13 protein-coding genes and 1 tRNA gene are annotated in these 13512 nt (G+C 51.4%); 4 read left to right on the forward strand and 10 right to left on the reverse strand.

The window, feature by feature from the left end:
• The first annotated feature begins 13 nt into the window (after nt 1–13).
• Nucleotides 14–1018, forward strand: coding sequence for a porphobilinogen synthase (gene hemB, locus BGX16_RS07845; RefSeq protein ID WP_100425550.1), 1005 nt, complete (start codon nt 14–16; stop codon nt 1016–1018).
• Nucleotides 1019–2119 (forward strand): fibrobacter succinogenes major paralogous domain-containing protein, encoded by a 1101-nt coding sequence (locus BGX16_RS07850; protein ID WP_100425551.1) that lies wholly within the window; start codon nt 1019–1021, stop codon nt 2117–2119.
• A gap of 92 nt (nt 2120–2211) precedes the next feature.
• Here the strand turns inward: BGX16_RS07850 and BGX16_RS07855 are convergent, their stop codons facing one another.
• From BGX16_RS07855 to BGX16_RS07870, 4 genes are all read right to left on the reverse strand, one after another.
• On the reverse strand, nt 2212–3102 hold the full coding sequence (locus BGX16_RS07855) for an IS3 family transposase (protein WP_157798087.1): 891 nt from the start codon (nt 3100–3102) through the stop codon (nt 2212–2214).
• Complete coding sequence (locus tag BGX16_RS07860; RefSeq protein WP_100424741.1) at nt 3033–3560, reverse strand: helix-turn-helix domain-containing protein; 528 nt, start codon at nt 3558–3560, stop codon at nt 3033–3035. The genes BGX16_RS07855 and BGX16_RS07860 overlap by 70 nt, the downstream gene beginning before the upstream one ends.
• A gap of 83 nt (nt 3561–3643) precedes the next feature.
• Nucleotides 3644–4750: a 3-phosphoserine/phosphohydroxythreonine transaminase gene (gene serC / locus BGX16_RS07865; protein ID WP_100425552.1), complete on the reverse strand. Its 1107-nt coding sequence runs from the start codon at nt 4748–4750 to the stop codon at nt 3644–3646.
• A 155-nt stretch (nt 4751–4905) separates the two neighbouring features.
• On the reverse strand, nt 4906–5427 hold the full coding sequence (locus BGX16_RS07870; protein ID WP_100425553.1) for an HD domain-containing protein: 522 nt from the start codon (nt 5425–5427) through the stop codon (nt 4906–4908).
• Between the two features lie 266 nt (nt 5428–5693).
• On the opposite strand from BGX16_RS07870, the gene BGX16_RS07875 reads away from it, so the two are divergent.
• Nucleotides 5694–6533 (forward strand): TIGR02147 family protein, encoded by an 840-nt coding sequence (locus tag BGX16_RS07875; protein WP_100425554.1) that lies wholly within the window; start codon nt 5694–5696, stop codon nt 6531–6533.
• Between the two features lie 44 nt (nt 6534–6577).
• Here the strand turns inward: BGX16_RS07875 and BGX16_RS07880 are convergent, their stop codons facing one another.
• Complete coding sequence (locus BGX16_RS07880; RefSeq protein WP_100425555.1) at nt 6578–7555, reverse strand: Rpn family recombination-promoting nuclease/putative transposase; 978 nt, start codon at nt 7553–7555, stop codon at nt 6578–6580.
• 186 nt (nt 7556–7741) lie between these two features.
• Between BGX16_RS07880 and BGX16_RS07885 the strand changes: the two genes are divergently transcribed.
• Nucleotides 7742–7815: transfer RNA gene (locus tag BGX16_RS07885), tRNA-Arg, on the forward strand.
• A 369-nt stretch (nt 7816–8184) separates the two neighbouring features.
• Here the strand turns inward: BGX16_RS07885 and fusA are convergent.
• From fusA to BGX16_RS07910, 5 genes are all read right to left on the reverse strand, one after another.
• The gene (gene fusA / locus BGX16_RS07890; RefSeq protein ID WP_100426795.1) at nt 8185–10317 is read right to left on the reverse strand and encodes an elongation factor G; all 2133 of its coding nucleotides are present in this window, start codon (nt 10315–10317) and stop codon (nt 8185–8187) included.
• A gap of 118 nt (nt 10318–10435) precedes the next feature.
• The gene (locus BGX16_RS07895) at nt 10436–10942 is read right to left on the reverse strand and encodes a DUF697 domain-containing protein (RefSeq protein ID WP_100425556.1); all 507 of its coding nucleotides are present in this window, start codon (nt 10940–10942) and stop codon (nt 10436–10438) included.
• Between the two features lie 12 nt (nt 10943–10954).
• Nucleotides 10955–11290: a hypothetical protein gene (locus BGX16_RS07900; RefSeq protein WP_100425557.1), complete on the reverse strand. Its 336-nt coding sequence runs from the start codon at nt 11288–11290 to the stop codon at nt 10955–10957.
• A 2-nt stretch (nt 11291–11292) separates the two neighbouring features.
• Nucleotides 11293–12054 carry a type I methionyl aminopeptidase gene (gene map / locus BGX16_RS07905; protein WP_100425558.1) on the reverse strand — a complete coding sequence of 254 codons (762 nt, stop codon included), beginning with the start codon at nt 12052–12054 and terminating at the stop codon, nt 11293–11295.
• Nucleotides 12055–13500 carry a DEAD/DEAH box helicase gene (locus BGX16_RS07910; protein ID WP_100426796.1) on the reverse strand — a complete coding sequence of 482 codons (1446 nt, stop codon included), beginning with the start codon at nt 13498–13500 and terminating at the stop codon, nt 12055–12057.
• Between the last annotated feature and the right edge of the window lie 12 nt (nt 13501–13512).

The raw sequence follows: 13512 nt of genomic DNA on the forward strand, positions 1-13512 counted from the left end.
AGAGGTTGTGAAAATGACTCGGAAATTTGCTTTGGATTTGGTACGCCGTCCGCGTCGCAATCGTAAGAGCGCGACAGTCCGCGATCTCGTTCGCGAAACGGAACTCTCCGTGAAGGATTTCGTCTATCCGGTCTTCATCATGGAAGGCTCTAACAAGGAAGAAGCGATTCCGTCGATGCCGGGCATGACCCGCAAAACGGTCGATGTTCTTTTGAAGGAACTCGAAGAATGTTTCTCCCTGGGAATCCAGGCGATTGCGCCTTTCCCTTCGATCGAAGAATCCAAAAAGGATCACACGGGATCGGAAAGCTACAACCCGAATGGCCTTGTCCCGACCTGTGTTCGCGCAGTCAAGGAAAAGTTCCCAGAGATGGTCGTGATGACGGACATCGCTCTCGACCCTTTCAACATTGACGGTCACGACGGCATCGTTTCTCCGACGGGTGAAATTTTGAACGACGAAACCGTGGAAGTGCTTTGCAAAATGGCTGTCTGCCATGCAGCGGCAGGCGCCGATTTTGTTTGCCCGTCCGATATGATGGATGGCCGCATCGCCGCAATCCGTGAATCTCTCGATAACGCGGGATTTACAAACACTTCGATCATGGCTTACAGTGCAAAGTACGCTTCGGCGTTCTACGGCCCGTTCCGCGACGCTTTGGATTCCGCGCCGAAGGCTGGCGACAAGAAAACGTATCAGATGGATCCTGCGAATCGCAAGGAAGCGATGCTCGAAGTTTCTCTCGACATGGAAGAGGGTGCAGACATCGTAATGGTGAAGCCTTCCTGTTACTATTTAGACATTCTTCGCGAAGTGGCGGACATGTCCGATGTCCCGGTTGCCGCTTACCAAGTTAGCGGGGAATACGCAATGCTTTGTGCCGCGGCCGAAAATGGCTGGCTCGACCGCGACCGCGTCGTTTTAGAAAGCCTGATGGGCATCAAGCGCTCCGGTGCAAAAATGATTTGGACTTACTTTGCGAAGGAAGCAGCTCGACTGCTTTCGAAGGAAAAATAAATGCGACTGACAACTCTCCCTCTGTTAATTATTTCCCTTTTCTCTGCAAGTTCTTTCGCGTCTCCACCGCGTACGTGGGACGCTATTTTCGATGCGCAGGGCCAGGGTGAATATGAAAGCGCTCCGATTGATGGCCAGGTGCGTTTTTACAAGTATGAATACTACGGTGAAAAGCAGCCGGTGGCGTTTGCTGTTAAAGGCGATGGCTATGACTTTGTCGTTCATGGCGTGATGAAGGTCCCCGCTGATACTGTTGAAAACAAGCGCTTCTACGGTGTTTGCAATAAGACGCGTGAAGCTTGGATTTCCTACATTGGCGCTCCGAAAACCTTTGGCAAGGAAGATGTCCAGGTGAACATCAAGGGCGTGGACATCGCTTGTGGCGATGAACTTTATGCGCTCAAGGATTTGAAGATCAAGTTCAAGAATTCTGCAGCCCAAAAATATTGGAATGCGACCTTTGAACGTGCGGAAAAGAGCCGCCGCGACAAGCTCGCCGAATTCCGTATCGCAGAACAGGAACACTTTAGCGAAGTCAAGCGCAACTCGAGCTTTATCACGGACGCGCGCGATGGCCAAATGTACCGCACGATCAAAATCGACGGCAGAGTCTGGCTGGCTCAGAACATGAACTACAATATTCCGGGTGAATCCTGGTGCTATGACGACAAGGACAACTTCTGCGCTCGCAGCGGTCGTCTCTATTCTCTCGAAGGCGCCCGCAAGGCTTGCCCGAAGGGCTTCCATTTACCGCGTGACCGTGAATGGCAAGACATGCTCACCGGGCTTACCGGCTGCTATGACGGCGTTCAGAAGTGCGAAGCTTTTGCTTCGAAGCTTAAGGCCCGTACCGGGTGGCAGGGCAGTGGCGGTACCGATGAATACGGCTTTACCGCATTCGGTTCCGGTCGCCGTGAAGTAGTTGGCCGTGGACACCGTTATGTCGAAATGGGCGAATACACCGCTTATTGGAGCTCTCAGAACGGTCGTAACTCGACAATCTGGATTTGGGTGCTCGGACGTATGGGAGATAACATGGTCCGCGAACTCGCCCCGAAGGCAGAAAACGGTTATTCCGTCCGCTGCATTGACGGCGACTAACCTCGCTCGATTCTCTCCTTTCATTTTATTCCGTTGAAAAAGAAAAACCTCCGCAAAATTGAACTGAACCCAAAAAGTTGGACAGTTTAAAGTTAGGATAAAACAGCGTTATGAGTCCGGTATTGTACCGGACTCATTCCGTTTAGGCGCAGCTTTATCCGGTCGTTGTTGTAGTATTCGATATACTTCCTCAGCTCCTGTTTGAAGTGGTCCATGTTTCTGAACGTGTTCGGGTAGAGAAGCTCTGACTTCATTATTCCAAAGAAGTTCTCCATCATGGCATTGTCCAGGCAGTTGCCCTTACGGCTCATGCTCTGGATGATTTTATGATCTTTCAGCGATTTCTGGTAAATCGCATGCTGGTAGTGCCACCCCTGATCCGAGTGCAGAACCAGTCGCTTCCAGGTACGCTTCTTCGCATATGCCCGGTCCAGCATGTCCATTACCATCTTCAGGTCCGGATGGTCCGAGATTGCGTAGCTGACTATCTCGCCGTTATACATGTCGAGTATTGGCGACAGGTAGCACTTGTCCATGCCGATGTTTATCTGAGTCACGTCGGTAGTCCATTTCCTGTTGGGGGCCTTTGTGTTGAAGTTCCGCTTGAGCCTGTTCGGGGCGGTCTTGCCGACCTCGCCCTTGTACGAGCGGTACTTGCAGCGCCTGCGCACGTTCTTCAGGCCATCTTCCTTCATGAGCCGATAGACCGTCTTGTGGTTTATGGCATAGCCCTCGTTCCGGAGCTGGGCCACGATGCGGCGGTAGCCATAGCGACCCTTGTTCTGGGCGTGTATGGCCTTGATTCGCTTGCGCACGACGGCGTAGCGGTCGGGGCCATCCTTGAGGTTGTAGTAGTACGTGGAGCGGGACAGCCCGCTAGCCTTCAGGAGATGTCTCAGGGCGTACTCGGCGCTCAGTTCGCGGACGACTTGGGCCCTATACCGAACATCTCGGCACTTTCTTCCTGGTCTAGGGCCTTTAATTTTTTTAGGTAGGCGTTCTCCGCTTTTAGATACTCATTTTCTTCCCTGAGGCGTTCAATCTCGCTCATTCCCGTTGTCCATTTCGGCTTGGCCTTGTTCATCTTGGGTGGTCTCCCTCTCGGCTTGGTAGCTAGCAGTTCTTCGTATCCGCCATGACGGTATTTCCGCAGCCAAGAACTCAGGCTGGTAAAACTTATGCTGTACTTGGCGATAACTTCCGCATAAGATAGAGATTTCTTGACGACCGCGTCGATGACAGTCCTCCTCAAGGCAGGAGTTGACCGAACATTCGTTTTCCTTTCAGTCTGCCAACAGCCGGTCTGTCGGTAAAGCCGGATATGGCGCTTAATTTCGGACAGTTCCAGACCTGTCAACCTTGAGATTGACGGAGAGTCGTAACCATCCTTGTGAAGTTCATAGGCCTTGGCCCATTCTTCTTTTGTGTGTTTCTGGTACATGAAAACTCCGAAAGTTGTGTCCAACTTTCGGGGTTCACATCAAAATTGCGGAGGTTTTTCTTTTAATTTGTGCGGGCTTGGAATTAAGCCAGGACCTTCTTTTCGAAGTCGCCGAGGCAATCCACGAGAGCCTGGACGCCTTCCATCGGCATTGCATTGTAGATGGAAGCGCGGAAGCCGCCCACGGAACGGTGACCCTTGAGCTGCTGAAGACCGCGGGCCTTAGCGAATTCAAGGAATTCCTTAGCGAGATCGTCTGCCTTGTCGGCTGCGACGACGTCCTTGTTGAAAACGAACGGAACGTTCATAATAGAACGGTCTTCCTTCGCAGCGGTACCGACGAACACCTTAGAGGCGTCGAGTGCGCTGTAGAGGAGAGCCGCCTTTTCGCGGTTGAGCTTTTCAATCGCTTCGACGCCGCCGAATTCCTTGAGCCACTTGAGAGTACGGTTCATTACGTAGACGGCGAATACCGGAGGCGTGTTGAACATGTTCTTTGCGTCAATGTGGGTCTGGAAGTTGAGCATAGTCGGAATTGTGCGATCGACCTTGCCGAGAAGGTCTTTGCGGATAATCGTCACCGTCACGCCTGCGCAGCTGATGTTCTTCTGTGCTCCACCGTAAATCACGCCGAAGTCAGATACGTTGATCTTGCGGGCGAGGAAGTCGGAGCTCACATCGGCCATGAGGAAGCCGGACTTCGGCTTCGGGAAGCTCTGCCATTCCGTGCCGTAGATAGTATTGTTGGCGGTAATGTGGAGGTAGCTGGCGTTGTCGGAAAGGTTCAGGTTCTTTTCGATGCGGCTGTAGGTTTCGGACTTGGTATCGCAAGCCACGTTTACGTTGCCGAACAGCTTGGCTTCCTTGCAGGCCTTGTTGGCCCACACGCCGGTAAGAGCGTAGTCAGCCGTAGCGTCCTGGTTCAGGAAGTTCATCGGGAGCATGCAGAACAAGAGAGAACATCCACCGCCGAGGAACACGATGTCGTAGTTTTCAGGAATGCCCATCAATTCACGAAGGTATTCTTCGGTCTCTGCGAACATGTTGTCGATTGGCTTTGAACGGTGACTCATAGAGAGAATGCTGATGCCGCTGTTTTCGAAGTCGATGCATGCAGCAGATGCTTCCTTGAGTGCCTGTTCCGGCAGAACCGAAGGTCCTGCGCTAAAGTTGTAGACTTTATTTGCCATGGTTGTGTTCCTTGTGAGGTTTTGTGCTAAATGTTGTTTAGCGCTAATTTAATACGCGGAAAAGATAACAAATTGCAATATGTCCGGCTACATGGGCTTTGAAGAAATAAAAAAGCCCTGCAAGGAGCAGGACTTTTAAAAACGTGTTTTTAAGCTTACGCTTCGAGAGCCTCAATCGCGCGCTGGTATTTACGAATGCGGAACTGGTTTTTCAGTTCGCGATGGTCGTGGCGCGTGTACTTGTCGTCGAGAAGCACATGCAGAATAGCGCTCTTTGCCTTGACAGCCATCGGGTCGTCCTTGAGCGTCGAAACAAATTCCACGAATTCCTTTTCGCGGGCTTCATAGGTTGCTTCTTCAGCTGGAGTGCCTTCTGCCATTAGCTTGCAGCTGTATTCGTCGATCCAAGATTGGTTCTTGATGTGGGTCATCTTCTGAATACGAGCAACCATATCGGCAGGAACACCCAGCTGAAGGATGTCAGCCGGGGTCTTTTTCGTGGAATCGGTAAGGACGTCCTGCAAGACGGCGAGAACCTGGACTTCTTCTGGCTCTCCCTTGCTTTTAAGGTAATCCGCGACATTCTGCAAAAAATCGATGTACGGGCCGCCCGCCTTGTCCTTTTGTCCCTTGTGGACTTCAGCGGCGATCTTATAGGCGTCTTGATACGAAAGCATATGGTTCCTTTTCAAAAGTTTGGGTGCCACCGGCACCTTTATTGAATATGTATAAACAAAAAAGGAAAAGTGTCATGATTTTGTTTTATTTTTCAAAAAATAGGCTCTTGGAAGATCCGAAATTGAATGGGAAACATTTATTTTATATTCTATTTTATGATTGAATATTTATAATTTTTAGTAAAAATTGGCATTTTATACTAAAATCATAAATTTTTATATTCCAAATATTTGAATTTTTAGATTTTGAATATAGATATGAGGTTATGGCACCGATTACGGAATACATGGATTATCGGAAATATATCCGAGATTTTTATGCCGAGCGAAAGGCGCTGTCCGGGTTTTCCTGGGGGGCGTTTGCAAAGCTTGCCGGTTTTTCTTCTCCGGTGTTTTTGCAGTATGTGTGCGAAGGCAAAAAGAACCTGAGCGAAACTTCGGCGCTGCAAGTGGCAAACGCCATGAATCTTTCGAACGTTGAATCGGAATTTTTCAAACGTCTTGTTTCTTTTGGTAGTGTAAATGACATCGATAGCAAGAAAAAAACGCTTGAAGCGTTTTTACGGTTTTCGGAAGAAAGCCATGTGAAAAACGCCATTGCCGATGAATATGGACTTTTTAAATCGTGGAAAAATCTGCTCGTTCGGGAACTGGCTCAGGCCATGCCGAATGCCTCGGCAAAGCGGATTTCTTTGGCTTCGCGTCGCCGGATTTCGACGGGTGAGGTCAAAAAAATCCTTGATTTTTTAGAGCGGGCGGGTTATTTAGAAAAGGAGAATGGAAATTTTAGGCAAACGGAACGCTCCTTAAAAATGGGAAAAGCGATGTCTCCGGTGAAGCGTATGATAGCCCATGACTTACAAATCCAGATGGCGGAGCTTGCCGTCGATGCGCTTAAAAACGAAAGCACCGAGGGGCGCGACATTACAGGGCTTACCATTGGCATTACCCGGGAAAATTACGGGCGCATTGTCCGCGAACTTGCCGAATGCCGTAGACGTATCGTGGCGATTGCCACCGAAGCAGAGCGGACCGATGAGGTTTACCGCCTGAACATGCAGTTTTTCCCGTTGACGAACATCGGCGCTAAACGCGGCAGTGATTGACAATGGATAATGTACAAAATAAGGCGGACTTGATCCGCCTTTACTTATTTCTGCTTTTCTGCCGCAATTTGCCTTGCTTTGTCCAGCAGTTCCCGAGAAACGCCAAGAGACTCAAAAATGCTGATTCCATCTGCAAGTCCATCTTTATGTCCTTCCGCACGGCCTTCCTTGCGGCCTTCCGCACGGCCTTCTTCGCGGCCTTCCTTGCGGGCGTCGATACGCCCTTCGGCGATGCGACAGTCGATTTCTTCCTGTGCTATCATAGCCTTCTCCTGTACGCTTAAAAAGTCGTCCTTCACGTAATCTACCTTGATGCGTTCCAGCGCCGAATCGAAGATGCCGTGCCCGAAGTCCGGAAGCGCCTCGCTTGAACCCGCGTTCTTGAGCAGGTAGAGCCATTTTTCCTCGGGCCGTTCCAGCTTGTCTGCCGACTTGGTGAATCGCGGAAGGTTTACGATAATATAACTATTTTTCGGCGAAACCGGTTCCGCATTCCCGCGACGGAGCGCATTCTTGCTATACACGTTCCAACGGTCAATGGCTTCGCCGCCCGTTTCGGGCAGGTCGAAGTTGCAAATCCAGATGGACACCGTGTCGGGCAGCTCGTAGCGGCGCTTGCGCTGCTCGTCAAAGCCGAGTGCCATGTACTCCGGCGAGCGTTCCATCTCCTGCTTCGCCCGGATGGTGAGGAAGGCGTTGTAGAGAATGGCGCGGTCGATGAAGAACGCGTGGTTCGCCTTCTGCATCTCGATATCGAAGAAACGTCCGTTTTCCGAGGTGGCGAAAATGTCGAAGGTGAGGTTCTTCGGGTAGGGCGTGCGGAAGCGGATTTCCTCTTCGAACTTGAACGTGAGCCGCCTGATGCGGTTGTCGCCTTCCAGGTGCAGAAGTCCGTTGAGGAAACTTTTTAGCGTTTCCTCGTCGCCGAAGAACTCCTTGAAGGCGGGGTCGTAGGTAGGGTCCAGGTAGGTGTGGCCGCTGAAGAACTCGCGGATCTCGGACATCTTTTCGTTTTTTACCATGGTGCATTTCTCCTTATAGAAAAAGACATTTGAAAAATCAAATGTCCATGCGCACCATTCCGAGGCTCAGAAAGGAATGTAGCAAGAACGTGGAAATTGGCAAGTGCTGAATTGTAAAATCTGTGTAGGAAAATCAAGTAGAAGGGTGTATCTTTGAAAAATTTTTTCTATGTTTGGCAAAAATTGGCTCGCGTAGCTCAGTTGGATAGAGCAACTGCCTTCTAAGCAGTGGGTCGTGGGTTCGATTCCCGCCGTGAGTATAAAAAGAGTCCGTCGCAAGGCGGGCTCTTTTTTCAAAATTCGCAAATTCCAAATTTATATGTTCCGAGTTGGTCTAATGCTCGTGCTGATTTTTCTTGATTCTGGATTTTTGTTGTTTTAGTTTAATAGGTAAGGGGCGCGGCCCGACTGCCTTGGTTTAGCGAAGGGATGCTGGAGCAAACCGTAGGGTAGGGCAATCGGGGCGCGTACCCGACTTGTTTCATTGATCATCCTCCTAGCTGAAGTGCAGGGCAGGCGCCCTGCACTTCTCGTTTGAGCACGACGGAAAAATCTCTCTCTTTGTTATCGCATTAAAAAAGGCGGGCTCTTGCGAGCTCGCCTTTTTAATTCTCTGAACTTCGAAAAGATTAGCGCTGACCGGCCTTGGCCTTGTCACCGTACTTCTTGATGAGTTCTTCCTGAATGTTGCGCGGAACCGGGGCGTACTTCTTGAATTCCATGGTGAATTCAGCCTTACCCTGAGTCATGGAGCGGAGGTCCGTTGCGTAACCGAACATTTCGGAAAGCGGAACTTCTGCTTCGATCGTGGTTTCGCCACGTTCTTCCGTGGTGCCGACGATGTTACCGCGACGCTGGGAGATGTTACCCACAACGTTACCCTGGAATTCGGTCGGGGTCGTGATTTCGACCTTCATGATCGGTTCGAGGATCTGAGCGCCAGCCTTTTCGAAAGCCTGACGGAATGCCATACGGGCGCAGATCTGGAACGCCATATCAGAGGAGTCGACTTCGTGGTATGCACCATCCGTGACTTCCATTTCGATGCCGACGACCGGGAAGCCAATCAAGGAACCTGCTTCCATGCAGCTCTGGAAACCCTTATCGCAGGACGGGATGTATTCCTTAGGAATGCGGCCACCCACGACGGAGTTCACAAACTTGTACGTGTTTTCAGCATCGCCTTCGACTTCCATCGGACGCATTTCACCGATGATCTTAGCGAACTGTCCCGAACCACCGGTCTGCTTCTTGTGCGTGTATTCGAACTTAGAAGCGCGGGTGATGGTTTCTCGGTAAGCCACCTGCGGAGCACCGGTCTGGACGTCAACGTGGTATTCACGACGCATACGTTCGATGTAAACGTCGAGGTGAAGTTCACCCATACCCTTGATGATCGTCTGGCCAGATTCCTTGTCGACTTCGACTTGGAATGTCGGGTCTTCCTTTGTGAAGCGGTTGAGAGCCTTGGACATGTTGTCGAGTTCGTCACGGTTCTTAGCTTCGATCACGAGTTCGATCACCGGATTCGGGACGTGCATAGAAGTCATGTTGAACTTGTTCTTGCCATCGGTAAAGGTCGTACCGGATGCGCAGTCGATGCCGAACAAAGCGACGATGTCGCCTGCGCCGGCTTCGGTAATGTCCACCATTTCGTCTGCGTGCATACGGACGAGACGGCCAACGCCAACCTTCTTGCCGGTTGCCATGTTGACAATGGAATCGCCCTTCTTGATTGTACCCTGATAAACGCGGATGTAGGTCAACTGGCCATAGCGGTCGTTGACGAGCTTGAACGCGTAGCAAACGAGCGGAGCGTTGTCTTCGCTCTTGAGAACAACTTCCTGTTCGTTGTTGTCGATATCGAGAGCCTTGTTTTCGACTTCTGTCGGATTCGGGAGGTAGTCGATAACGCCGTCGAGGAGCTTCTGAACGCCGATGTTCTTGTGAGCGGAGCCCATGAAGACCGGGGTGAGTTCGAGGGAAATCGTCTGTTCGCGGATGGTCTTCTTGAGGAGATCCTTGTCGATTTCATCCACGCCGTACTTGCCTTCCATAGCAAGTTCCATGATTGTGTCGTTGTAATCTGCGCAGCAGTCAACGAGCTTTTCACGGTATTCCTGAGCCTGATCCTTGAGTTCGTCCGGGATGTCGGTGATACGGACGTCGTCGCCGTTAGCGCCTTCGAAGTAGTATGCCTTCATTTCGACAAGGTCGACCACGCCCTTGAGCTGGTCTTCGAGGCCGATGGGGATCTGCATAACGATCGGCTTGTGATTGAGCTTTTCCTTGAGCATCACAGCCACGCGGAGCGGGTTTGCGCCGGAACGGTCGCACTTGTTGACGAACACGACGCGCGGGACGTGATAGCGCTTCATCTGACGGTCAACAGTGATGGACTGAGACTGGACGCCTTCCACGCCGGTCAAAACGAGGATTGCACCGTCCAACACGCGGAGGGAGCGTTCCACTTCAATCGTGAAGTCCACGTGCCCCGGGGTATCGATGATGTTGATAGTGTCCTTTTCGCCGGTAATCGTGTGAGTCCAGTTAGCGAAGGTGGCTGCAGACTGAATCGTGATGCCGCGTTCGCGTTCGAGTTCCATGGAGTCCATCGTAGCGCCGACGCCGTCTTTACCACGAACTTCGTGGATTGCGTGAATACGCTTTGTGAAATAGAGGATACGTTCGGTGAGGGTAGTCTTACCCGAGTCAATGTGGGCAGAGATACCGATGTTTCTATGGTGTTGGATATCTTTCATTTTTGTTTCCGTGAAAAGTTTGATAAAACTGGCGCCCAAAATAGAAAAATTTTGGGGTTGGCTCAAGGCTTTATTTAAAAGGAGTCCTGAAATAGGCCTTGATTGAGTTTAAAGAGGGTTAAATTTGCGAAATTTCGCCGGATTCGATACTGCTGAAGTAGGCCTTGGCGACTTTGGCGACGCCGTAGGTATCGTAGGCGGCATAGGCTCCGCTGCTCACCGCTCCGATGACGGGAAGAGCCCGTGTCAGAGCCTTGAGAGGGGACTTTTTGAGCAAAAGATGTGTCCCTGCTCGGACTGCAACGTCCCGGCCGACTTGGAAGACGGACTGCTTGCAAAGGCACCAAACGAGGGACTGCTTTGTCAGGTAACCGAGTTTTCCATAGACGGCTGCGATGTCTGCAACGAGCTGCGCCTGGATGCGCCAAATCGCGGCGAGGTCCGGAAGGGTGGAAATGAGGCCCACGACGCCGCCTGGGGCGGAGAGGGTGGCGCTTACGACCGCAGCCTTGAGTGCGGCGGTTTCCGTCATCCGTTTGATCTTTTCGTCGGGATTGTCGAGCGGGGAAAGTCCCGAATTCGGAATTTCCGAGAAGTAGTCTTTCAGCTTGAAGTGCAAATCCATAGTTTTAAATTACTATAAAAATGTCAAAACGAGCTTTGCCGCAAGACCGGTGATGGGGAGGTGGATCGAATTTCCTTTCGCTTCGAAGATCATCTTCAAAATTTCTTCAATCCAGGGCTTTTCGCAGTGAATCTTGGAAATGCGAAAATCAGCTCCTTCTGGAGTTTTGGTAATGGTATATTCTGCAGAAAAGCGGAGCGGGTAAGGTTCCCCGACAAGTCCGATGTTCAAGTCGCAGGTGTGTTCATTTGTGTTTAAAGAAAATTCGTGGATTGTCCCGAGGCGCTTGACCGCGGGATGTTCCTGCAGAACTTTCTTGATAACGGTGTCTCTTGCGCCGCCGAGCACGATTACCTCGGGAGTGTCAAAATGTCGATGCCGTCCTTCGTTTTCACCATGGTGTGTTCCCACTGGGCGGAAAGGCTTCCGTCCGAGGTCACTACAGTCCAACCGTCGCTCAATTGCTTGATGTCGGGCTTGCCGGCGTTAATCATCGGTTCGATGGTGAACACGTTGCCGATTTCGATCATGTTGTTGATTTCGCGGTTCGCGTAGTGGAGAACGTTCGGTTCTTCGTGGAAGCCACGGCCGATGCCGTGACCGCAGTAATCGCGAACGACCGAGTAGCCGTGATCTTCGGCATACGGTTGAATGGCGCAGCCGATGTCAGAGAAACGAGCCTTCGGCATAGCGGCGGCGCGGATGCCTTCTTCCATGCATTCCTTGGTCACCTTGACGAGATCCTTAGCCTGTTCGCTGACGTTGCCGACGCAGAACATGGCGGAGCAGTCGCCGTGGTAGCCATTGAGGATTGTCGTGATGTCGATGTTCACGATGTCGCCGTCTTTCAAGATCGTGTCCTTGCTCGGAATACCATGGCAGACAACTTCGTTGATGCTGATGCAAGCATAACGCGGATAGCCGTAGTAGCCGAAGTCCGCCGAGATGCCGCCGTGCTTGTTCGTGAAGTGGGCGATGAATTCATCGATTTCAAGTGTGTTCACGCCCGGTTTGCACATTTCGCCTGCGCGGACGAGAGTTTCTGCGGCGAGGGCGCCTGCGGAACGGATCAGTTCGATTTCTTTTTTTGTCTTGACCTTGATTCTAGACATTTAGTTTGTCCCTTCTTGTTCTCGCTTGAATTTTTTCTTGTCATCTTCTTTCCAATAGAACTTGTCGAGAAGATAAGCGAGAACTTCCTTGTCTTCCGGGTTGGATGCCAATTCGTCTACGAGAGGCAGGAATCGGCGTAGGCGTTCCTTCTTCATTTGTCCGAGCACGCGCTTTTCGCGGTCGAGTTCAGCGGCTGCGCGCTGACGGATGCGGTTTGCGAGCTCTTCTTCCGTAATTGCCGGCATTTTGATAAACTGGATGCCGAAATCCACGGCTGTTTTTTGAAGTTCAATTTCTTCCACGGGCGTGATGAGAGAAATGGCGACGCCGCTACGACCGGCACGTGCGGTACGTCCACTGCGATGCACGTAAACTTCGTGATCGTCCGGGTGGTCGTATATGATGACGTGGGTAACGTGGGTGACGTCGATACCGCGTGCGGCAACGTCCGTGCAAATCAAAATGTTGAGTTTTTTGTTGCGGAAGGCAGCGAGCGTTTTTTCACGCAGCTTCTGTGAGATGTCACCGGAAAGCGCTCCGACGCTGAAGCCGTAATTAGAAAGCACCTGTTCAAGGTAGCTCACGTCGCGCTTCATGTTGCAGAAAATCATGCAGCTGTCCGGATTTTCCAATTCGAGCACCTTGATCGTCATCTTGTCCTTGTCCATCACATCGCACATGTAGTAGCGGTGTTCCAGATTGTTTGCGATGACCTTGTCGTAGCTTAGGGAGAGGAATCCGGCATTCTTGCGCTGGAATTCTCGGGCAAGGCTCTTCACCGTTTGCGGAATCGTTGCACTGAACATGGTGCAGGCGATATCCTTTGGCAAGTAACGGCGAATGCGTTGCATGTCCGGGTAGAATCCCATGGAGAGCATTTCGTCCGCCTCGTCCATGATGAGGTCGCGGACGGAAAGAAAGTCGACATTCCCGCGCTGGGCGTGGTCCAAAAGACGGCCCGGAGTCGCGACGATAATGTGGACGCCTTCGCGGAGAGTGCGGAGCTGCGGTTCGTAACCGACACCACCGAAGATGGCGACTGACTTGATGCCTGTGCCTTCGGCGAGCTTTTCAATTTCTTCTTCAACCTGCTGAGCGAGTTCACGCGTCGGAACAAGAATCAAGGCTTGCGGGAATTTGTGTTCACGGACGATCACCTGGATCAGCGGAAGAACGAATGCGCCGGTCTTTCCCGACCCCGTCTTGGATTGGACGAGCATATCGCGGGCGGCGAGCATGTACGGCATTGTCTTGCGCTGCACGGGCATCAGGTCCGACCAACCGTGCTTTTCGAGAGTCGCCTTGAGGTCGGCGGGCAAATCGTTAAAGGTGTAATCCGGAAGTTTGTTTTCGGGTTCCACAATGTGGACCGGATTTAAAAACGGATTCATCGGTTCTTGGGCAGCCTGTTCTGCGGCAGAATTTTGAGAAATTTCTTCACTCATAGCACAAGCAAA

It is taken from the genome of Hallerella succinigenes, from assembly GCF_002797675.1.
Lineage (GTDB): Bacteria > Fibrobacterota > Fibrobacteria > Fibrobacterales > Fibrobacteraceae > Hallerella > Hallerella succinigenes.

Bases quoted from the DNA above. Each gene is read 5' to 3' on its own strand.
- hemB (WP_100425550.1), top strand. From the start codon at position 14: ATGACTCGGAAATTTGCTTTGGATTTGGTACGCCGTCCGCGTCGCAAT.
- BGX16_RS07850 (WP_100425551.1), top strand. From the start codon at position 1,019: ATGCGACTGACAACTCTCCCTCTGTTAATTATTTCCCTTTTCTCTGCA.
- BGX16_RS07860 (WP_100424741.1), bottom strand. From the start codon at position 3,560: ATGTACCAGAAACACACAAAAGAAGAATGGGCCAAGGCCTATGAACTT.
- serC (WP_100425552.1), bottom strand. From the start codon at position 4,750: ATGGCAAATAAAGTCTACAACTTTAGCGCAGGACCTTCGGTTCTGCCG.
- BGX16_RS07870 (WP_100425553.1), bottom strand. From the start codon at position 5,427: ATGCTTTCGTATCAAGACGCCTATAAGATCGCCGCTGAAGTCCACAAG.
- BGX16_RS07875 (WP_100425554.1), top strand. From the start codon at position 5,694: ATGGCACCGATTACGGAATACATGGATTATCGGAAATATATCCGAGAT.
- BGX16_RS07880 (WP_100425555.1), bottom strand. From the start codon at position 7,555: ATGGTAAAAAACGAAAAGATGTCCGAGATCCGCGAGTTCTTCAGCGGC.
- fusA (WP_100426795.1), bottom strand. From the start codon at position 10,317: ATGAAAGATATCCAACACCATAGAAACATCGGTATCTCTGCCCACATT.
- BGX16_RS07895 (WP_100425556.1), bottom strand. From the start codon at position 10,942: ATGGATTTGCACTTCAAGCTGAAAGACTACTTCTCGGAAATTCCGAAT.
- map (WP_100425558.1), bottom strand. From the start codon at position 12,054: ATGTCTAGAATCAAGGTCAAGACAAAAAAAGAAATCGAACTGATCCGT.
- BGX16_RS07910 (WP_100426796.1), bottom strand. From the start codon at position 13,500: ATGAGTGAAGAAATTTCTCAAAATTCTGCCGCAGAACAGGCTGCCCAA.